The 19,854-nt window shown below is 40.6% G+C and carries 21 protein-coding genes; 18 read left to right on the top strand and 3 right to left on the bottom strand.

Translation table 11 applies throughout. The features are described from left to right. Nucleotides 1-24: 24 nt before the first annotated feature. The 8 genes from DESMER_RS12035 (at nucleotide 25) to DESMER_RS12000 (ending at nucleotide 7,313) form a co-directional block, all read left to right on the top strand. A complete protein-coding gene (locus DESMER_RS12035; protein ID WP_014903328.1) occupies nucleotides 25-1,176 on the top strand; it encodes an MGDG synthase family glycosyltransferase in 1,152 nt (383 codons plus the stop codon). Nucleotides 1,177-1,325: 149 nt separating this feature from the next. Next, nucleotides 1,326-2,018, top strand: a complete 693-nt coding sequence (locus DESMER_RS12030) for a response regulator transcription factor (RefSeq protein WP_014903327.1) — start codon at nucleotides 1,326-1,328, stop codon at nucleotides 2,016-2,018. Between the two features lie 94 nt (nucleotides 2,019-2,112). After that, a complete protein-coding gene (locus tag DESMER_RS12025; protein WP_014903326.1) occupies nucleotides 2,113-2,988 on the top strand; it encodes a phosphate ABC transporter substrate-binding protein in 876 nt (291 codons plus the stop codon). A gap of 284 nt (nucleotides 2,989-3,272) precedes the next feature. Continuing rightward, nucleotides 3,273-4,157, top strand: coding sequence for a phosphate ABC transporter permease subunit PstC (gene pstC / locus DESMER_RS12020; protein WP_014903325.1), 885 nt, complete (start codon nucleotides 3,273-3,275; stop codon nucleotides 4,155-4,157). After that, entirely contained in the window at nucleotides 4,154-4,999 is an 846-nt protein-coding gene (gene pstA / locus DESMER_RS12015) for a phosphate ABC transporter permease PstA (RefSeq protein ID WP_014903324.1), read from the top strand. The genes pstC and pstA overlap by 4 nt, the downstream gene beginning before the upstream one ends. Nucleotides 5,000-5,031: 32 nt before the next feature. After that, on the top strand, nucleotides 5,032-5,784 hold the full coding sequence (gene pstB, locus DESMER_RS12010; RefSeq protein ID WP_014903323.1) for a phosphate ABC transporter ATP-binding protein PstB: 753 nt from the start codon (nucleotides 5,032-5,034) through the stop codon (nucleotides 5,782-5,784). Nucleotides 5,785-5,894: 110 nt separating this feature from the next. Next, nucleotides 5,895-6,554, top strand: a complete 660-nt coding sequence (gene phoU, locus DESMER_RS12005; protein ID WP_014903322.1) for a phosphate signaling complex protein PhoU — start codon at nucleotides 5,895-5,897, stop codon at nucleotides 6,552-6,554. 165 nt (nucleotides 6,555-6,719) lie between these two features. After that, nucleotides 6,720-7,313, top strand: coding sequence for a 4Fe-4S dicluster domain-containing protein (locus DESMER_RS12000; protein WP_014903321.1), 594 nt, complete (start codon nucleotides 6,720-6,722; stop codon nucleotides 7,311-7,313). 1 nt (nucleotide 7,314) lies between these two features. On the opposite strand, the gene DESMER_RS11995 is transcribed toward DESMER_RS12000, so the two are convergent. Then, the gene (locus DESMER_RS11995; protein ID WP_014903320.1) at nucleotides 7,315-8,031 is read right to left on the bottom strand and encodes a Crp/Fnr family transcriptional regulator; all 717 of its coding nucleotides are present in this window, start codon (nucleotides 8,029-8,031) and stop codon (nucleotides 7,315-7,317) included. 195 nt (nucleotides 8,032-8,226) lie between these two features. On the opposite strand from DESMER_RS11995, the gene DESMER_RS24730 reads away from it, so the two are divergent. From DESMER_RS24730 to pyk, 7 genes are all read left to right on the top strand, one after another. Further along, nucleotides 8,227-8,355 carry a hypothetical protein gene (locus tag DESMER_RS24730; protein WP_014903319.1) on the top strand — a complete coding sequence of 43 codons (129 nt, stop codon included), beginning with the start codon at nucleotides 8,227-8,229 and terminating at the stop codon, nucleotides 8,353-8,355. A gap of 529 nt (nucleotides 8,356-8,884) precedes the next feature. Then, nucleotides 8,885-9,034 (top strand): hypothetical protein, encoded by a 150-nt coding sequence (locus DESMER_RS23800; RefSeq protein ID WP_158405968.1) that lies wholly within the window; start codon nucleotides 8,885-8,887, stop codon nucleotides 9,032-9,034. Nucleotides 9,035-9,060: 26 nt separating this feature from the next. After that, nucleotides 9,061-9,828, top strand: a complete 768-nt coding sequence (locus DESMER_RS11990) for an electron transfer flavoprotein subunit beta/FixA family protein (protein ID WP_014903318.1) — start codon at nucleotides 9,061-9,063, stop codon at nucleotides 9,826-9,828. A 13-nt stretch (nucleotides 9,829-9,841) separates the two neighbouring features. Next, nucleotides 9,842-10,831 (top strand): electron transfer flavoprotein subunit alpha/FixB family protein, encoded by a 990-nt coding sequence (locus DESMER_RS11985; RefSeq protein WP_014903317.1) that lies wholly within the window; start codon nucleotides 9,842-9,844, stop codon nucleotides 10,829-10,831. 69 nt (nucleotides 10,832-10,900) lie between these two features. Then, nucleotides 10,901-12,943 carry a heterodisulfide reductase-related iron-sulfur binding cluster gene (locus DESMER_RS11980; protein WP_014903316.1) on the top strand — a complete coding sequence of 681 codons (2,043 nt, stop codon included), beginning with the start codon at nucleotides 10,901-10,903 and terminating at the stop codon, nucleotides 12,941-12,943. 630 nt (nucleotides 12,944-13,573) lie between these two features. Further along, entirely contained in the window at nucleotides 13,574-14,584 is a 1,011-nt protein-coding gene (gene gap / locus DESMER_RS11975; RefSeq protein ID WP_014903315.1) for a type I glyceraldehyde-3-phosphate dehydrogenase, read from the top strand. Between the two features lie 16 nt (nucleotides 14,585-14,600). Beyond that, complete coding sequence (gene pyk / locus DESMER_RS11970) at nucleotides 14,601-16,331, top strand: pyruvate kinase (protein ID WP_014903314.1); 1,731 nt, start codon at nucleotides 14,601-14,603, stop codon at nucleotides 16,329-16,331. A gap of 133 nt (nucleotides 16,332-16,464) precedes the next feature. On the opposite strand, the gene DESMER_RS11965 is transcribed toward pyk, so the two are convergent. Next, nucleotides 16,465-16,752 (bottom strand): hypothetical protein, encoded by a 288-nt coding sequence (locus tag DESMER_RS11965; RefSeq protein ID WP_014903313.1) that lies wholly within the window; start codon nucleotides 16,750-16,752, stop codon nucleotides 16,465-16,467. Between the two features lie 168 nt (nucleotides 16,753-16,920). Further along, on the bottom strand, nucleotides 16,921-17,115 hold the full coding sequence (locus DESMER_RS11960; RefSeq protein ID WP_014903312.1) for a DUF896 domain-containing protein: 195 nt from the start codon (nucleotides 17,113-17,115) through the stop codon (nucleotides 16,921-16,923). 221 nt (nucleotides 17,116-17,336) lie between these two features. On the opposite strand from DESMER_RS11960, the gene DESMER_RS11955 reads away from it, so the two are divergent. The 3 genes from DESMER_RS11955 to DESMER_RS11950 all read left to right on the top strand — a co-directional run bounded on the left by DESMER_RS11955 (nucleotide 17,337) and on the right by DESMER_RS11950 (nucleotide 19,738). Beyond that, the gene (locus DESMER_RS11955; protein ID WP_014903311.1) at nucleotides 17,337-17,753 is read left to right on the top strand and encodes an acyl-CoA thioesterase; all 417 of its coding nucleotides are present in this window, start codon (nucleotides 17,337-17,339) and stop codon (nucleotides 17,751-17,753) included. An 832-nt stretch (nucleotides 17,754-18,585) separates the two neighbouring features. After that, nucleotides 18,586-18,708: a hypothetical protein gene (locus DESMER_RS24725; RefSeq protein WP_014903309.1), complete on the top strand. Its 123-nt coding sequence runs from the start codon at nucleotides 18,586-18,588 to the stop codon at nucleotides 18,706-18,708. A gap of 166 nt (nucleotides 18,709-18,874) precedes the next feature. Beyond that, on the top strand, nucleotides 18,875-19,738 hold the full coding sequence (locus tag DESMER_RS11950) for a DegV family protein (protein WP_014903308.1): 864 nt from the start codon (nucleotides 18,875-18,877) through the stop codon (nucleotides 19,736-19,738). Nucleotides 19,739-19,854 lie beyond the last annotated feature (116 nt).

Below are 19,854 nucleotides of genomic sequence, written 5' to 3'. Positions count from 1 at the left end.
TAATTATTGAAGGTGGGATAAATTGTGAAGCATTCGAGAATCCTTATATTTTCTGCTGGATTTGGCAATGGTCATTACCGAGCTGCAGAAGCAGTCATTGAAGAAATACTTATAAAGGAACCTGAAGCCACCATCAATCATCTGGATTTTGGTGATTTTCTTAGTAAACGGTTTAATAGCATGGCCAAAAACCTTTATATGGAGATGATTAAACACACCCCAAAACTCTGGGGGAAGTTCTATTATAAAACTTCTCAATTTCAGCCTGATTCGATTGCTCAACGTTTCTTAAACCAGTTAGGACGGAAAGAATTTCTTAGATATATTCAGTCATTTGCTCCGGATCTGATTGTTTGCACATATCCAACGGTTTCTTCGATATTAGCTCAACTCAGAATCGAACAAATTCTGCATATACCACTGATCACAATCATTACGGATTATACAGTGCACAGTCACTGGGTACACCCGGGTGTAGATGGGTATGTGGCAGCTTGTGATGAAGTTAAGGAGACTCTGATAGCTTGGGGAATAAAACCAGAGAAAATTTTTACAACTGGGATTCCGATTAGTCCAAAGTTCAATTTAGACAAAGATAAGGAAACCATTATTAAAAAACTTGGTTTGAATCCGAAGCTGCCCATATTTTTACTGATGGGAGGGGCATATGAAGAGGCAAAAGGAATAAAAAGGATTTGCGAAAGTCTCGCAAATTCGCATGTTTCTGTTCAGACTATTATTGTATGCGGCAAAAACAAGCAACTCTTTCATGCCTTAGACGAGTTGGTTGAACACTCCCGTAATCCTATTCTAAGGATGGCCTACGTTCATAATGTGGAGGATCTAATGTCAATTGCTTCGTTACTCATAACGAAGGCCGGAGGACTGACAGTTACCGAGGCTCTTAGCAAAAACTTGCCGCTCTTAATCTACAGAGCACTACCGGGTCAGGAGGAAGCAAATGCGGATTTTGTACAGCGTCTGGGAGCAGGAAACCTAGCTAATAGTGAACAAGATCTGCATCAGCTCATCGAGTACTATTTAACAAATCCTCAGGAAATTACCAGGATGCGAGAAAAGGCAGCTATAGCATTAACGGGCCGATCTACGGGAGGGACTGTTAATGCTATGTTTAAATTAATCCTAAGTACCCGTAAGAAGAGGATGATTTCTTAAAGGTCAACAGTTTACCTAAAGAGGAGAATATTTAACGGGAACTTTACTTTCAGTTCATTAAGACTTTACATTTGTCAATTATGATAAGAGTATCGAAAACAACGTTGCGAACCGAGTAAAGGGGGGACCTTATTGAGGGGAGTTTTCTTATGGCCAGTATTCTAGTCATTGAAGACGATAGGCAAATTCAAGAAGTCATTAAAACCAGCTTAGAAATTGAAGGGTTTACTGTATTTAATTCCGCTGATGGCGAACTGGGTATCGAATTTGCCAGAAGTAACCGACCAGAACTTATTATTCTTGATTTAGCTCTTCCATTGATAAGTGGATTTGATGTCATTAAAACCTTGCGTTCCTTAGAAGATACCCAAGCTATTCCAATAATAATGCTAAGTGTAAATGATGATATTACCGACAAAATAATCGGACTTGAGCTAGGGGCGGATGATTATTTAACAAAACCCTTTAGTCCTCGAGAATTGTTGGCCAGAATTAAAGCCAGACTCAGAGAAGTTCATCGTAAAGCAGATCCCCAGGAAAGCCTGTTGAGGTGGGGAGAACTTGAAATTAGGAAAGAAAATTATACTGTAAGATTATCTGAACAGCCTTTGAACCTAACAGTGAAAGAATTTGAATTACTTGTTCTCTTCGTGTCAAATCCCTACCAAGTCTTTAGCCGAGAATATTTAATTCAAAAGGTCTGGGGCAACCTTTCCGGCTCCGGAACCAGAGCGCTGGATGTGCATATCAGTCACCTCAGAAATAAATTAAAAGCCTTAGGACCGGTTCTAGATTCTGTGCGCGGAGTTGGATATACTTTTACTCACCGGCGCAAACACTGAATTTTAACTCAAACTTTACATTGATTTCATTAACACTTTACAATCGTCTATTATAATCATCTTGTACCTGAGTAAATTAAGGGAGGAACTAAAATTGTTTAAATCTAAATCGAAAATTGCACTTGTAAGTACTACTCTCATTGCTATGCTTGCTCTAGTAGGGTGTGGACAGACTGCAGCACCAACTACAACCCCAGCACCATCTTCAAACTCAACCTCAATTGATAAGAAAACAATTTCTGCCGCAGGATCAACAGCTCTCCAACCACTCGTAAAATTGGCAGCCGATGATTTTATGGCTCAAAATTCCGGGGTGCAAGTGAACCTTAGCGGCGGTGGTTCTATGACAGGTTTAAACAATGTAGCTAGCGGCTCCATTGAAATTGGTAATTCTGACGTTGTCAGCCCGGATGAGCTTAAAAGCGCAGGATTAGTTGATCACCAAGTCTGTGTAGCTCCCTTCTTACTAATAGTTAATAAAGATGTCACCGTTGATAGTTTAACGAAAGAACAAGCGGCAGATATATTTACCGGTAAAGTCACCAACTGGAAAGACGTTGGCGGTAAAGATATGAAAGTCTCAATAATTGGCCGTGCTGCTTCTTCTGGAACCCGTTTAAATATTGAAAAGATTGTTATGGATGGCAAAAAAATGACTGATGCAGCAGCTGCGCAAGATTCAACAGGTAATTTACTGACAGGTGTCGCTCAAACTCCAGGTGCTATAGGCTATATCGATGCTGCCTACTTGAAAGACACAGTTAAGGCTTTGAAGTTTAATGGTGTAGCATACAGCCCAGAAACTGTTATTAACGGCCAGTATCCAATTTACTCTTATGAGCATATGTACACTAAAGGGGAACCTACCGGTACCGTCAAACTTTTCCTGGATTACATTTTAAGTACAGAATTCCAAGAAAAGAATGTAGAGAAGGCAGGATTTATACCTGTTAGTAAAATGAAAAAATAAAAAAAGATGATCCTAATCTCAAAGGACAATTCGTAACAATTTATCCATATCCAAAAAATAGGAGCAAGAAAATTTCTTGCTCCTATTTTTTCTCGTCATTCCTTAAGCTTTACACACACTTAATAGACCAGTGAATCGGAAGGATATTTGTCAGATTGTTAACCTGAACTTTACATTCCCTTAATTTATAGTTTACACACATGAGTTAAACTTATAGCAAGCAAATCTAGTGAATCAAGAGAGAATACCAGCATTAAATTTAGAGAGATCTGGAGGTGTACAGGTTGCCTCAACCTACGAAGTCATGGGTATATTATAATGACCGCTTAGCACGTTACTTATTTATCAGCAGTGCAGTCCTAGTATCTTTAATCATCTTATGTATTATTTGGTTTGTGGGGATGCAGGGTTTATCTACCTTTCGAGAAGTCAGCTTTCTTGAATTTTTCACAAGCAGTAAATGGAGTCCGGATTCCGGTCAATACGGTGCACTGACCTTTATTGCTGGATCAATTGGTACTACTCTTATTGCCATTTTGTTAGGTGGTCCATTAGGGCTGGCAGGAGCCGTTTTTTTAGCAGAAATTGCGCCACCTTGGGTACGGGCTATAATGCGCCCTGCCACTGATTTATTTGCCGGGATCCCTTCTGTAGTCTATGGTTATGTGGGGATTACGGTGATAGTAGGCTTTACACGCAAACTCACTAATTCTTCCACCGGTTATGGTATGTTGGCGGCAGGCATAGTATTAGCTATTATGATCTTGCCAACAGTTATTAGTCTTTCGGAAGATGCCTTGCGTTCTTTGCCCGGTTCTTATAAAGAGGCGTCCTTAGCTTTAGGGGCCACACGCTGGCAAACTATATGGCGTATTCTTGTGCCGGCCGCTTCTCCCGGGATATTAACAGCGATTATTTTAGCCATGGCTAGAGCCATCGGGGAAACCATGGCGGTTCAGATGGTTATAGGTAATTCTCCGAGATTCCCAGACTCTTTAGGCAGTCCAACCTCAACCTTGACGAGTAATATTGTTATGGAAATGGGCAATACACCTTATGGATCGACTTGGAATAATGGCTTATTTATGATGGCATTTATTCTTTTAGTTATTGCGTTGATTATGATTATTCTAGTTAGAACGGCCTCGCGAAAGGGGGCAGTCCGTTGAAAGCACATCAAGCAAACCGATTTGCCAGCATTCTGCTTTGGATTGGCGCTATTTTCATCCTTGCACTATTAGTTGCTTTTTTAACTCTAATTTTAGGTCGTGGTCTACCATACCTGACGGCTGAGTTCTTTAGTGGTTCAGATGGGGTCAGGGGGCAATTGTTTAATTCCTTCTATATTTTATTTCTGTCCTTAATATTTTCCCTCCCCATTGGTTTAGGTGCCGGAATCTACATGGCTGAATACGCACCTCAGAATAGGTTTACTGACCTCATTCGTTTAAGTACAGAGAGCTTAGCCAGTGTACCATCCATAGTCTTCGGCCTCTTTGGTATGATAGTCTTTGTCAATATGTTTGGCTTGGGATTCACAATCTTAGGAGGATCTGCCACTCTGGCGTTACTCAATTTGCCGATCTTAGTGCGGGTTACAGAAGAATCCTTACGGGCAGTCCCCAGAAGTTATCGAGAAGCAAGTTTAGCTTTAGGGGCAACCATGTGGCAAACTTTGCGCAAGGTTATTCTGCCGACAGCTCTTCCAGGGCTGATTACCGGAATAACCCTAGTTGCAGGCAGAGCACTTGGGGAAACAGCAATTCTGATCTTCACAGCAGGAATGAATGTCTCCCGAATTCTCTTTGACGTTAACCCTCTAGCCGCCGGAGAGACACTAGCCGTTCATTTATTTGCGGTAAAGTCAAATCCTTTACCTGGCACAAATTCCGACCAGATTGCAGATGGAACCGCCGCTCTGTTAATCCTCATGGTTATCGTCTTTAACCTTTGTTTATCAATACCAAGTCGTTGGCTGCAATATCGACTTCAAGGGAAACATAGGGGCTAGTACCCTGGATATAAAGATAGAGGAGAAATGATATGGATAAGATCGTGGTTAAAGAACTCGACCTTTTTTACGGGGAACAGCAGGCCTTAAATAGTATCAGCATAGCTATGAAGGAGAGAAGTGTGACTGCTCTTATTGGTCCCTCCGGCTGTGGAAAGTCAACCTTTTTACGGACGCTTAACCGAATGCAAGATTTGACACCGGGTGTAAAAATCATAGGTCAGGTTAAGATCGATGGGCAGGACGTTTATGCAGCTGACACCGATGTGGTTTTACTTAGGAAGAAGGTAGGAATGGTATTCCAGCACCCTAATCCTTTCCCGAAATCAGTCTTTGAAAATGTGGCCTATGGTCCACGAATTCACGGAGAAACTGACAAGAAGAAATTAAGTGAAATCGTTGAAACCAGTTTAAAAGATGCCGCTTTGTGGAACGAGGTGAAAGATCGCTTACATGAATCCGCTTTAGGACTTTCCGGTGGTCAGCAACAAAGACTTTGCATTGCACGCTTATTGGCAGTGGGGCCCGAAATTTTGCTAATGGATGAACCGACCTCTGCCCTCGATCCAATTTCGACGATGAAGATTGAGGAATTAATTGCAGAGCTGAAAGACAAGTATACAATTATCATTGTGACTCACAATATGCATCAAGCTTCCCGGGTTTCGGACAGAACTGCCTTTTTCTTAAGCGGTGATTTAATCGAGGAAGATATAACAAGTGTACTCTTTACTCGACCGGCAAAGAAGAAAACAGAGGATTATATATCCGGACGATTTGGTTGATATCTCCAAATTGATGTTCCGTTTTGACTGAACGGGGTCACTGCACTTTTTGGGTGCTAATACTATAAAAATTGTTGTATAAAAATAAAAGCAAGGGAGGAGGACTACAAATGCCTACTCGCCAGAAATTTGATCATGAACTAGAAGATCTGCGCCTGAAAATTTTAACCCTGGGAAAGATGGCCGAACAACAAATAGCACTTGCAGTCAATTCTTTAATAAACCAGGATCTAGAGTTGGCTAATTCCATCGTCGTGAAAGATTTGGAACTAAATGATTTGCGAGCAGACATTGAAGAAACATGTATTCTCCTAATCGCAACGCAGCAGCCCTTTGCTCGTGATTTACGCAAACTTGTAGCTGGTTTCAAAATATCCATATACCTTGAGAGAATGGGGGACCTGGCTGTTGATCTAGCTAAAGTGTCCATCAGAATAGGTCAAGAAAAGTTAATCAAACCATTGGTAGACATTCCACGAATGAGTGGAATTGTGCAAGAAATGATTAGAATTGGTCTGAAAGCATACGTAGACGAGGATTGTGGCGCAGCTGCAGAGATGTCCTTAATGGATGATGAGATTGACAAGATTTATTCCGGAGTCTTTGGGGAACTAAAAACCATTATGATGGAAAACCCTAATAATGTGACACAGGCCAATTATCTGCTGTTTGCCAGCCGTTTCTTGGAACGTCTGGGAGATTATTGTACGAATATAGCCGAAGAAATTGTTTATATATGTAATGGTAAGAGGATGGATCTTAACGAATAGAAACAAAATAAAGATATCCCTATGGCACTAATTAATTAGCCATAGGGATATCTTTATATCCAATAGTTCCCATTGTGATTGAAACCACACTAAATTGATTGCATATTTGTTAAACTACCTCAGAAGACTAAAAATACAAGCATAATTAATTCTGGGGGAATATAAATGAAACAACCGGGGTTTATTATTGAACACTGCCGACAAAATTGTCCGAAGGCGACTCGAGAATGGAGGGAGCTTTTAGAGGAATTACCATCAAATTTAGCGTCTTTGAATATTGAGGAAACTCTTCAAAAAAAGTTCGGACAGGTTAATCACCATCATCTGCTGAAAATATGTTTGGCTGGTTGTCCAAATGGCTGCTCCCGACCAGATATTAAAGACTTTAGCATTTCCGGATATGTAACTCCTCAAACTACGGATAATCCCTGCATAGCCTGCCATGCTTGTGTCAGATCATGCTTAGAAAATGCGATTACCATAGAGAAAAATGGAGTAGTTGTCATTGATAAATCGAAATGCCTCTCTTGTGGAAATTGTTTAAGTGTTTGCCCTTCAGGTACACTAGCCGCAGGTGAAAGTGGCTGGAACTTGCGCATAGGTGGAAGAATGGGCCGACACCCACGTTTTGCATCTTTCGTTAAACAAGCTCAAACAGATGAAGAGGTAATTTCCTGGGTAATAGAGACTATTCAAGACTATCTTAATAATGGTGGCCCCCAAGAAAGATTCACCCATTTTGTTGAGCAGAAAATCTAGCTTAGTCTAGAGTTCGAGAGCGAGAAGCCCGCTCGTGTATCCAGATTCGAAGATTTTCCATATCCATAATTGTTATATCTTTTTTCTTGATCTCAATGATTTTTACTTCTTTTAACTCTGTTAAAATCCGACTGACAGATTCACGAGCCAAACTACACATGCCGGCAAGCTCTGTGGCAGATAGAGGTATGGTAATCATAACTCCGCTCTTGGTTTTTTGACCGTGTACATGGGCAAGAGCAAAAAGCTTTGCAGCCAGGCGCAGGCGGGCATCCCCAAGGGATAGATTTCTAATTTGTCGGTAGGAACGCCGTAAATCAAGAGCAAGATCATCATACAATAACCAAATTAAGGATGGATTACTCTCTATAAAACGCATAAATGTTAGCCGATCAATTGTCAATACTTCTGTCTCCTCTATGCAAAGAGCTGAATGGGGGTAAGGTTTCCCGTCGAGAATAACCTCGGGAAAAAAAGCTGGAGCATTAAGTACCCGGATTATTTTTTCGGTATATTCACTCATTAAATAGAGTCTAACTCGACCATTAATTAAAAAATAAAGAGTAGTACCTTCATCTCCAGAAAAATAGAGATATTGTTTAGCAGCATAACGTCGGATTCTTCCATGAGAGAGACAAAAATTAATAAATTCAGGTGTCATTTTACCTGAAAAAAATCCTTTAGATAAAAGATCCTTTAGTTGCTGATCGTTGATCATCTTATCACCAAACCTTATAAAAATTATCTTTCAGATATATTATAACATTAGCTACCTAAGTTTTTGAGATATTTCTTGAAAAGTATTGGCATGCTTACACTATTTTACAAAAATAATGTGGGATATCCGTTTTTCTAGTAGGGAATGCTAATTTTAAGCTTCGATTGGCTTACTTATTGGAAAGGATGGATGATAATGGGAACACGCAAAAAAGTATCAAGAGCCAAAGCATCAGTTACAGTTAGAGATCCTCATTATCAAGAGTATGACACGCATAAAGAACGAAATATTCAACAGCCGTTGCCCACAAAAAAATCGTTTTAAAGAATAAAAGACAGGTGAGGAGCAGGTGTTACAACCTCTCCTCTAAAAATAATGAATTTTGATATAACATTTGATAATGTATCAATTCGAAATAATATTGACTGTAAAGAAGGATATTTCTTTTATTGGTCGAATAATCTGAATTACATAAATATTTGCATATCATAATATCCGGTGTATTCGATAAATTGTCATTCTAAATAAACAAGGGCCTATTGGAAATGTTTTTAGGGAAGCAAAGGGAAAAGTTTGGTATATAATTTCTTAATTATGGCCATATTGACTTATTCAACGCTCAATGCTAGTCTTAATTTGTGAGAAGAATAGTATAGATTGTGCATTTTGTTACTTTGATTTCTAGTAATTGGCTTTATTGTAAATCTATTAATTTTGGATATGTGAAACAAATCTTATGTAGTGAGCTTGTATCTAGGATTTTGCTGGGAACTCTGCTTAGCTTTCTGTCTAGTCAGAGTCATAATATTGTGTTTGGAAAATAAATTCCTTCTCACGCTTTATAGGGGGTGTTATGAAAAGAATTACAGTTGTGGTGTCTACTGGAGAAGGGCTTTATGAACCAGAGACGAAGTTATCCTATTATGATGCTCTTACCTCGTCGATTAAGGAATCTGTCGGTCTTAAGGTGTTATTATCAAAAGTCATATTCTCAAAGGATTAATTTTGTTGCAGTAAGGAGGAAACAGTGTGAATATTGTCGTTTTTATCAAACAAACATTCGATACTGAGGCTAAAATCGTACTAGATGCTAGCGGTAAAATCGATGCCAATGGGGTTAACTTAATTATTAACCCTTACGATGAGTATGCCATTGAAGAAGGAATCAGACTTAAGGAAAAGCACGGCGGCGAAGTGACCGTTGTAAGCATGGGGGGTTCACGTGCTCAAGAAGCAGTCCGTACTGCTTTGGCAATGGGTGCAGACAAAGGTGTATTAGTAAGCGATCCTGGACTAGAGAATACCGATGAATTCGGCAGAGCTCAAATACTAGCTAAGGTTGTTGCCGATATTCCTCATGATGTAATTTTAGCCGGACGTATTGCTATTGATGATGGTGCAAGTCAAATTGCTGTTCGTTTAGCAGAGGCGTTAAGCATCCCTTCAGTCAGCAGTGTTATTAAACTAGAAGTTGCCGGAACCCAAGCAACTGCAACTCGTGAAATTGACGGCGGGACTGAATTAATCGAAGTTAGCTTCCCTGCAGTATTTACGGCCCAAAAAGGCTTAAATGATCCTCGCTATCCATCCGTAGCTGGTATCATGAAAGCTAAGAAGAAACCATTAAAAAGCTTAACCCTTGCAGATCTTGGTTTTGGCGCTGGAGATTTGAAAATGGTTATTAATCAATATAGTTTACCTACACCTCGTAAAGCAGGGCGCAAAATTGATGGCGAACCTGCACAAGCTGCCAGTGAATTAGCAAAACTCTTGCGTGAAGAAGCTAAGGTTCTGTAAAGGAGGAATTAAAATGGCTAAAGGAATTATGATTATTGTTGAACAACGCAATCTGCAAGTTCGTAAAGTTTCGTTAGAACTACTTAGTGAAGCCCGTAAAATCGCAGACCAAACTGGTGAGTCAGTAGTAGCTGTTGTGCTTGGTCAAGGCATTGATGAACTTGCGCCAACTCTTGCCGCTAGTGGTGCTGACAAAGTAATCGTCATCGATGATGCTAAGTTAGCAGAATACTCCACAGGTGCCTATACCTCTGTGCTCAATAAGATCATTCGTAAAGAAGAGCCACAGGCTGTTTTACTCGGAAATACTGCTGCCGGTAAAGATCTTGCTCCACGCTTGGCCCAACGTCTTGGAATTGGCTTAGCATCTGACTGCACAGGCATGGAAATTGACTCCGCTAACTTCTTAACATTTAAACGTCCGATTTACGCCGGTAAGGCATTTGCTCATCTCACTTCCAACGTTCGCCCAATTATGGCTACGATTCGTCCTAATACATTCCCTGTAACGCCTCCGGATGCTGCTCGTCAGGCAGAAGTTGTCAAAGAAGTTGCTGATATTGATGCAGCTGATTTAACGGCAATTCTTAAGGAAGTCGCTATCGCTGCTTCCAAACGCCCAGAGCTTACAGAGGCTAACATCATTGTATCTGGTGGACGGGGTATGAAAGGCCCAGAGAATTACAGCATTCTCGAAGACTTGGCTGATGTAATTGGTGCGGCTGTAGGAGCTTCACGTGCTGCAGTTGATTCGGGCTGGAAAGAGCATAAATACCAAGTTGGACAGACTGGAAAAACAGTTGCCCCAACCCTCTATATTGCTTGCGGAATTTCCGGAGCAATCCAACACTTAGCAGGTATGGGCTCCTCAAAATTCATTGTGGCCATTAACAAAGATCCGGAAGCTAACATCTTTAATGTAGCTGACTATGGTATTGTTGGAGACCTTTTTGAAGTAGTCCCCTTGCTAACTGAAGAGTTCAAAAAGCTTGTCAACGAATAAAATTGAATATAGAATACTTAAGTGAAGCGCCTAACCAGGCGCTTCCTTAATAGGTAAGGAGAGGAAAGAATGGCAACACGTGAAGTGTACTGGAATATTGAAGGACATCATTGGCTTTACTTATTCTTTATCATTGCACTTGCTATCTTTGCTTATGGAGTATATAAGCGTGTTAAGCTTTGGAAATTAGGACAGCCCGAAAATCGTTGGAAAGACATTTGGCCGGGGATCAAAGATGTACTCGTTTATACCTTTGCTCATAAACGGATTTTCAAAGACAGTTTCCCGGGAATGATGCATGCAGGTATATTCTACGGATTTTTATTCCTAGCTTTTGCCACTGCCATCATCACTCTCCAAGCAGATTTCTCTATTGATCTATTCCACGGTTGGCTATATCTATTTATTAAGGTTACTGCTAACTTGTTTGGACTCGCTGCCTTAATAGGCATAATCGTCGCTGCTTACCGAAGATATATTCAGCGACCGGATCGTTTAGATAATAAGGCGGATGATGGTATTACCCTGGCTTTATTATTTGCAATCCTTTTGACAGGGTTCATCATTCAGGGAGCACGTATTGCAGTATTGCCAGATCCTTGGGCCGCCTATGCATTTGTTGGGCAGTGGATGTCTATTCCAATCCAAGCGTTGTTCAATGAAGCGCAAATCTTGTCTCTGCACGTCTTCCTTTGGTGGTTCCATCTTTTCCTTGCCATGGCCTTCATAGCATATTTCCCCTATTCCAAGCTGTTCCATGTCTTACTCGGCCCGCTTAATCAGTTCTTCCGCAATCGTGGACCAATAGGTATTCCTGAGCCAATAGATTTTGAAGATGAGAGCCTTGAAACCTTTGGAAAAAGCCAATTACGTGAGTTTTCCTGGAAGACATTATTTAATACAGATGTTTGTTTACGCTGTGGGCGCTGCCAGGATAACTGTCCTGCCTACTTAAGCGGCAAGCATTTAAATCCAAAACGAATTATTCAGGATATGCGAGTTCTTATGGAGGAAATGGGTGAGGCACTCCAAGCTAAGAGTAAAGTATTAGTGCAAGCTGCTGATCAGGAAGCTGCTGCGGCAAGCGAAGCTGAAGAGATTGAAGAATGGACTGGTCGGGCGCTAATCGGTGAAGTCATACCTGAAGAAGATTTATGGGCTTGTACTACCTGTCGTTCCTGTGAACAGCAATGTCCGGTATTCATTGAGCACGTTGATAAGACCATTGATATGCGTCGGAATCTTGTACTCATGGAGACACGCTTCCCAGCAGAAGCTCAATTAGCTTTCCGCAACATGGAGAATAACGGTAACCCATGGGGAATCGGTTGGACTACTCGGGCGGATTTTCTTACAGGGCTGGGAGTTAAAACTTATGAAGAAGATCCTAACGCTGAGTATCTGTATTGGCCTGGTTGCTCCGGAGCATTCGATGCTCGTAATCAAAGAGTTTCAGCTGCCCTTGTTAAGCTATTACAAGCTGCAGGCGTTCACTTTGCAATACTGGGGAATGAAGAGAAGTGCTGTGGTGACTCCGCTCGTAAGTTAGGAAACGAATATTTATTCTATTCCTTAGCCACAGAAAACATTGAAGTTATGAAGGGCTATGGAGTGAAGAAAATTATTACCCAATGCCCACACTGCTACAACTTCTTGAAAAACGAATACCCACAACTTGGCGGGGACTTCGAAGTGATTCACCATACAGTATTCCTCTTAGATCTAGTCAAGTCCGGCAAACTTAAGTTAACAAACGCGGACAGAAAATCAGTTACCTACCACGATTCTTGTTACCTCGGTCGGTATAACGAGATCTATGAACAGCCTCGTGAACTGCTTAAGGCGGTAGGCTTAAGTCTTAGGGAGATGTCACACACTGGTGAGAAGAGTTTCTGTTGTGGTGCCGGCGGAGGCCGTATGTGGCTCGAAGAGCATGATGGTCAAAGAATTAATGAAATGCGGACTGATGAAGCTATTGCAGTTAAATCTGATTATGTGGGTACAGCATGCCCCTTCTGTTTAACCATGATTAATGATGGTATAGCGGCCCGTGAAGTTGGAGAAAAGCTAAAGGCATTAGATGTAGCGGAAATACTTGAAAAAGCCCTATAATTTTGCTTAAAATATTCAGAATACTTTTAATAGTACAATGAAATTTAAACAATTAAAACAAAACAAATAATTTTATTAAGACTAAATATAAAAAACCAACTGACTAAAATCAGTTGGTTTTTTAATATAACATTTAACCACTAAGAATACAATTAGTTGGAGAAGTGTTTTAAGTTTAGGAAAAGCAGACCCAAAATTTCAAATCTGCCAGGATACTGTTATTTAATGCCTGATAAGCCGAAAAATTTTATATATCTGCTACCTTGGGTCCTTGATAAATTACTAAGTGAAAATCACTGAGGTGGAAGAAGCTGTTTATTGGAACAGGCCTGAAAGAAATAATAATAATCTATAAAGTTTGAATAATACAGTTAATTATGAACTTTTGCCCAAAAACTTTATACCAGATTGTTGCAAGTTTTTTTCTTTTTAGGGAATTATAAATTGTAGCTGTATAATCAGAAAATATTACCATCTAGAGGTAAATACTACTATTCTTTAAAGCAAAAATATGTAAAGTATTCCAAAGAGAAAAGCAGGGATTTTGGATTGTCTACAGAATAGACATTTCAAAGAAGCAATAATTTTAATTACGAAGGTACTTTAAGGTAACATGAGGAGGGAATTAGTATGAGTATAAAAGTTGGGATTAATGGTTTTGGTCGAATCGGCAGACTTTCACTTCGAGCATCACTTGAAAAAACATTTCCATTCGAGATTGTTGCCATCAATGATCTGGGTAGTCCAGATTTATTGGCTCATTTATTCAAGTACGATTCAGTTCATGGCGTCCTGGAGAAGGATGTAGAAATCAACAACCAGAAAATGGTCATAGATGGAAAAGAAATTCAAATATTTGCCGAGAAAAATCCCTTAGATTTGCCCTGGAGTAAACTGGGTGTGGATATTGTGATTGAATCTACCGGAAGATTTACTAAACGTGACGATGCGTCCCAGCATCTTTCTGCAGGAGCTAAGAAAGTAATTATCTCAGCGCCGGCAAAAGACGAGGATATTACGATTGTGATGGGGGTCAATGAAAATCTCTATATTCCGGAGAAACATCATATAATTTCTAATGCCTCCTGTACAACAAATTGTCTGGCCCCGGTTGCCAAAGTTTTACTTGATGAATTTGGTATTGAGCAAGGATTAATGACGACTACTCATTCAGTTACGAATGATCAACGAATATTAGACTTGGAACACAAAGATTGGCGCAGATCAAGAGCTGCCTATCAGTCCATGATACCCACTACAACAGGTGCAGCTAAAGCCGTTTCCCTTGTAATACCGGAACTAGAAGGCAAGATGAAAGGACTGGCTGTTCGAGTTCCAACTCCAAACGTCTCATTAGTAGATCTTGTCGTTTCTTTAAGTAAGCCTACAAATCGGGAAGATATAAATAATGTCTTGAGGCAAGCATCTACTGGCAGGATGAAAGGGTATCTGGAATACACAGAATTACCTTTGGTATCTCATGATTTCAACGGTAATCCAGCCAGTTCTATCGTCGATGGATTATCGACCATGATGATAGGGGATCGTATGGCCAAAATCCTAGCTTGGTATGATAATGAATGGGGTTATTCAAACCGGGTTTTGGATTTAGTGAAACTCATAGTCTTAAAAGGCTTATAACTTGAAGGAGAAATATATGAGAAGGACAAAAATTGTTTGTACCATTGGTCCGGCAAGTGAATCTCCAGAGAAAGTTCAGGAACTGCTTGCCTCCGGTATGGATGTTGCACGCCTGAATTTTTCTCATGGAACCCACGAAGAACATGGCAGAAGAATTGAAACTTTAAGAAGGGAAGCTACCAAGTTTGGGAAACATTTAGGAATACTTCTTGATACTAAAGGGCCGGAGGTACGAACGGGAAAAGTTCCTGAGGGCGGTATTACCCTGAGCAATGGATCTGAGTTTATCTTAGACACCGATCTAACTCTTGGTAATCAGCAGCGAGTAGGAATTACTTATACTAATTTATGGCGTAAAATTGATCCCGGTAGTCACATTCTTATCGACGATGGACAGATAGACCTTGAAGTGACTTCCACGGAAGAGAATATTATTCGGACAATTGTTCGCAACGGAGGCATTCTTAAGTCTCAAAAAGGAGTTAATGCACCCAATGCGCTGATTGACTTACCTGCAGTTACTGAAAAGGATATTGAGGATATACGCTTTGGTATTTCTCAAGGAATTGACTTTATTGCTGCATCATTTACTCGTAAGGCCTTAAATATTCTTGATGTCCGCAGAGTAGTGGAAGAAATGGGTGCCGATGTCCATATTATTGCCAAGATCGAGAGTCAAGAAGGAATCAATAATTTAGATGATATTCTCGAGGTTGCTGATGGGCTTATGGTTGCTCGGGGAGATCTGGGTGTAGAAATCCCCGTCGAAGAAGTTCCTATCAGACAAAAGGAAATGATTCGTAAATGCAATTTGCTAGGTAAACCTGTTATTGTAGCTACCCAAATGTTAGATTCCATGATACGTCAGCCAAGGCCTACACGAGCAGAAGCCAGTGATGTGGCCAATGCCATTCTGGATGGTACGGATGCAATCATGCTCTCCGGTGAAACAGCAGCTGGGTTATTTCCAATTGAAGCGGTCAAAATGATGGACAAGATTGCTCAGCGAACTGAAAAAACTTGTAGGAATGATCAAGCATCTCGGCATTCTGCCAATGTTGCAGAAGCAATCAGCTTTGCCAGCTACACGATTGCCAAAGACCTCAAAGCTGCTACAATTCTTACTCCCACCCATTCAGGCTTAACTGCACGTATGATTTCCAAATACAGACCGATGGCTATGATTATTGCGGCAACCCCTTTTGACAATACCGCAAGAAAGCTTTCCCTTTTATGGGGTGTACAACCCATTATTGTTCCGGAGAGTTCCGGAACGGATGAAATGTTGGCAGTAACTGTTAACACATCGTTAAATAGAAGCCTCATCAAGGCCGGCGATGTTGTTGTAATAACTGCCGGAGTGCCAATTGGCAAAGTCGGGTCAACAAATATGATTAAAGTTCAAATAATGGGCAATATTTTGTCTAAGGGAATTGGGATTGGGCGTAAATCCTATTCGGGTATAGCACGTAAAGTTCAAGATCCTGAACAAGCTGTATTCAATGATGGGGAAGTATTAATTGCGGAATCAACAGATGCACGATTTGTACCCTTAATCTCGCGGGCTGGTGCCTTAGTCGTTGAAGAAGCAGGCTTAACATCTCATGCAGCCATAACCGGGTTACAATATGGAATTCCGACAATTGTTGGAGCCGGAGGAGCCTTTTCTAAGGTTGAAGATGGTCAGATACTAACTGTTGATGCTTTAACTGGAATGATGTATGAGGGTTCAGTAAGCATTTTATAACCATGTATCGAGATTAACCTTCATAATTTTAATATACACAACCCATCGCCTACTTAAAATGCTTAAGGCCAGGCATAACCTTAGAAACGCGAATAGTCCTTGGACTATTCGCGTTTAATCTAGATTTTTTCACTTATTTGGGGAGGGTTAATGAATCATCCATGCTTCTTTTAAGACTTTGTAAATCATGATTATAATTTCCTGTATTAGTCATTTGATCATCAATCAAATCTTTATCAATTGTACTATGCTCCCGGTCATTAAAGACTCGAATTAAGCCGGCATGCTGTAATTCACTGGCAATCTCAAACAAAGAATCCCGCTTATCCCGGGGTAAACTATTAACAAAGCGGTTTATTTTCACCGGGGGCACAAGATTTCGGAATTTAACTCCACCATACTTAATAATGCGTTCGGGCAAAGATGATCTCCTCCTTACATGAAGTTTATCTAACATTGTTATTATTTGCTTTATGATTAAAACAAATACGCTTTTTGAAAGGGTTAAATGGAGAGACATAAAAAATAGAGCAAGAAATGCTTGCTCTAAAAATATAAGTATTTGCTTGATTTCGAGTAAATTTTCTTGTTATTGTAGAGGGGAGTCCTCTTCAACTTGGACATTGCTGAGAGTTTCTTTAACTTGTTCACGAATAAAAGTCAGGTACTCTTGGCGTAAGGATTCTTGCTCTGCGGCTTCCCATTCCTCTAAACCAACTGTCCGTTTTTTTCGGGACAACTCATTAATTCGTTCGATAAATATTTGTATGGCTGAAGTACTCAAAGATGCTCCTCCTTTTTTGGGATATACATAATCATTTGAATCACAAACTACCGAACTATCATTATTTTCTGCTCATTATAGCATAAGTGAGAAATTACTTACAAATTATACGAATTGCTTCTATTAGTTTTTCATTTTAATAATTTTCAGGTCTAGTATTTAGCCCAGTAACCATGATTAAGTACTAACTCACAATATTTAGTAGGAAAGAAGGCTGTTTAATGATTTTGTCATCAAAAACAACTTTGCGCGTGCGTTATGCGGAAACAGATCAAATGGGAATTGTTTATCATTCTAATTATCTAATCTGGTTTGAAGTAGGGCGATCAGAATTGTTTAGAGAGTTAAACCTTCCCTATACAGAATTTGAAAAACAAGGTCTGGGTTTAGCGGTAATCGAGGCCAATTGCAGATATCGTCAACCTGCTCACTATGATGATGAGCTTATTGTTGTTACTGAAATCGAAAACATGACTTCACGTAGAGTTGTTTTTAATTACCATATATACCGAGATCAAACCCTATTAGCAGAAGGAAAGACTGTTCATGTTTTCTTGAATCAAAAGGGACGGCTAGCCGATGTTCGCAAATATGACATATGGAGTCGCTTGGAGCCTATATTTGCAAAAAAGGAATAAAATGGTAGGAGAAATCCGGGGGGAGCGCTTTTTAGCTTTTATAACCCGTGCGAAGACGGTGTCTTCGTTCCGCACGCGTCTGCGAGTTCCACCGCTGGCTCGTTGGACGGTTCGCGAGCGCGTCCGAACCTCTGGGTATTCCTGGCCGCATGCTATGCCGTCCGTGGCGCATGCGGCACTAGGAACATCCTGTTCCGTCGCATGTGAACCTGCGGCGCGCTACGGGGACGCGAACCGTCGGTGCTCGCCTTACCGCGGCTTCACTGACGCATCCGCTTTGCAGAAAAGCGCTCCTCCAGCCAGTTTGCTAGGAGTGTAAGTATTACCTTGGGGACTCAGGTAAGCCTTCGCGAATCTTTAGCGTGAGAGGTGAGGGCCCCTGAAAACACCTCAAAACACTCTTGAGATAAAAGACCTGAAGACAGGGCGACTTCGATCCACAGGAGTGAACTCATTGCATGGAGAGGCGGTAGAGCCTACAAAGCTTGGGTGGGAAGCGGAGCCACAGGTTCACTTCAGGTACTACCCAGTGGTTTGGCGGAGCTCCCTCCCAAGCGAGTAGGCGAGCCTCGGAGTGCTGAGTGACACGAAGACACTGTCTTCGCACGGATTACCCTTCTTGCAGACAATGTCTTCGCACGAATTAGCTTTCTTGCAGGATGTGGACGAAGCTGCCCTACCCCAAGCGACCCCAATTTTCATCCTAAGCTTGTGCTTCCTTAGCAGCGGCATGGGAGTCTACTCCAACATAAAAGAATCGTATGACGGATATTTGAATCCTTACTTGCCATGTGGTATTATGTATACATAATACAAAGAGAGAAGGGATCCTATGTTTCTTGTAACTTGGATTGAAGGGGAAGAAGTCAATTATCGGGTCGTTAAAAATCAAGAACTTCCTAATCTAATGGCAATCCTTGGTCAGCACGCGATCATTCAAAAGATAGCATCATAGAACTACGGATAATTCCTTTCTGTCTCGTGTAAGAATTAAATTAGGCAAATAATTTGCTCATCATAAGATGGGCTTTTATTTTTGTTTTGGAGTAGCAGGATAATCCTTGTTTACACAGAATATAAATTGAGTTATAGATTTGTATCGTTTTGTAGGAGGTGTAGCAATGTCCTTCAAAGTAGTTGTTGACAGTGCCTCTGATATTCCTTTGGACAAAGCAACAAATGCAGGCATAACTACTGTTCCAATGCCCGTTACAATTGATGGTGAAACATTTTTAGAAGGAATTAATTTACAGACTAATGACTTCTATTCGAAATTTGAAACCTTTAAAGAATTGCCTAAAACATCTCAACCCAATCCAAATACCCTATTGGAAACCTATGAGAGAATTTTGTCAGAAGGTCATGAGGTTGTTGCAATTCATCTTTCCTCAGGTTTAAGTTCTACGGTTTCCACTGCTCGAATGATTCGTGAGATGACCACTGCTCCCGAGCGCGTCCACGTCATCGACAGCTTAGGTGCATCATTTGGTTATGGCTTATTAGCCTTATATGCTCAAAATGCTTTACAATTTGCTGCCTCTTGGGAAGAGGCTGAAAAAACTATCTTAGAGTACCGGAAAAATATGCGTTACGTTTTCACAATAGACAATTTGGAGTATCTTGTTAAAGGTGGCCGAGTTAGTAGACCAGCCGGATTTATTGGTGGGCTGCTCGATGTTAAGCCAATTTTGCACATTACTTCCGAAGGAAAGATTGAGCCCTTTGCTAAAGTTCGTACCAGACGTGCAGCTATTCGTAAATTGGTTGAGGTCATGGCACATGACATTGAAAACGTTGAAAATCTCGAACAGCAAGTGATTGGAATATCCCATTCAACATGTATTAATGATGCACAAATCTTAGCTGATGAGATTCGCCAACGTTTTAGAGTTAAAGAAATTTGGATTAGTGAAATAGGATGTGTTGTTGGAAGTCATACTGGACCCGGAACCTTGTCTCTTTTCTATCCCATTCATAATAACTAAATATAGATACTTGACTATTGAATAATGGTAAACAAGTGCGGTGCAGACTAACCTTGGATTTTTCTAAGATTAGTGCACCGCTAGAAAGTTTGCTTATCATGGTATGATCACTAAAC

The organism is Desulfosporosinus meridiei DSM 13257 (genome assembly GCF_000231385.2).
GTDB classification, from domain to species: Bacteria; Bacillota; Desulfitobacteriia; order Desulfitobacteriales; family Desulfitobacteriaceae; genus Desulfosporosinus; species Desulfosporosinus meridiei.
The sequence above is the reverse complement of the archived record's forward strand: the minus strand, read 5'-3'. Positions and strand labels throughout refer to the sequence as shown.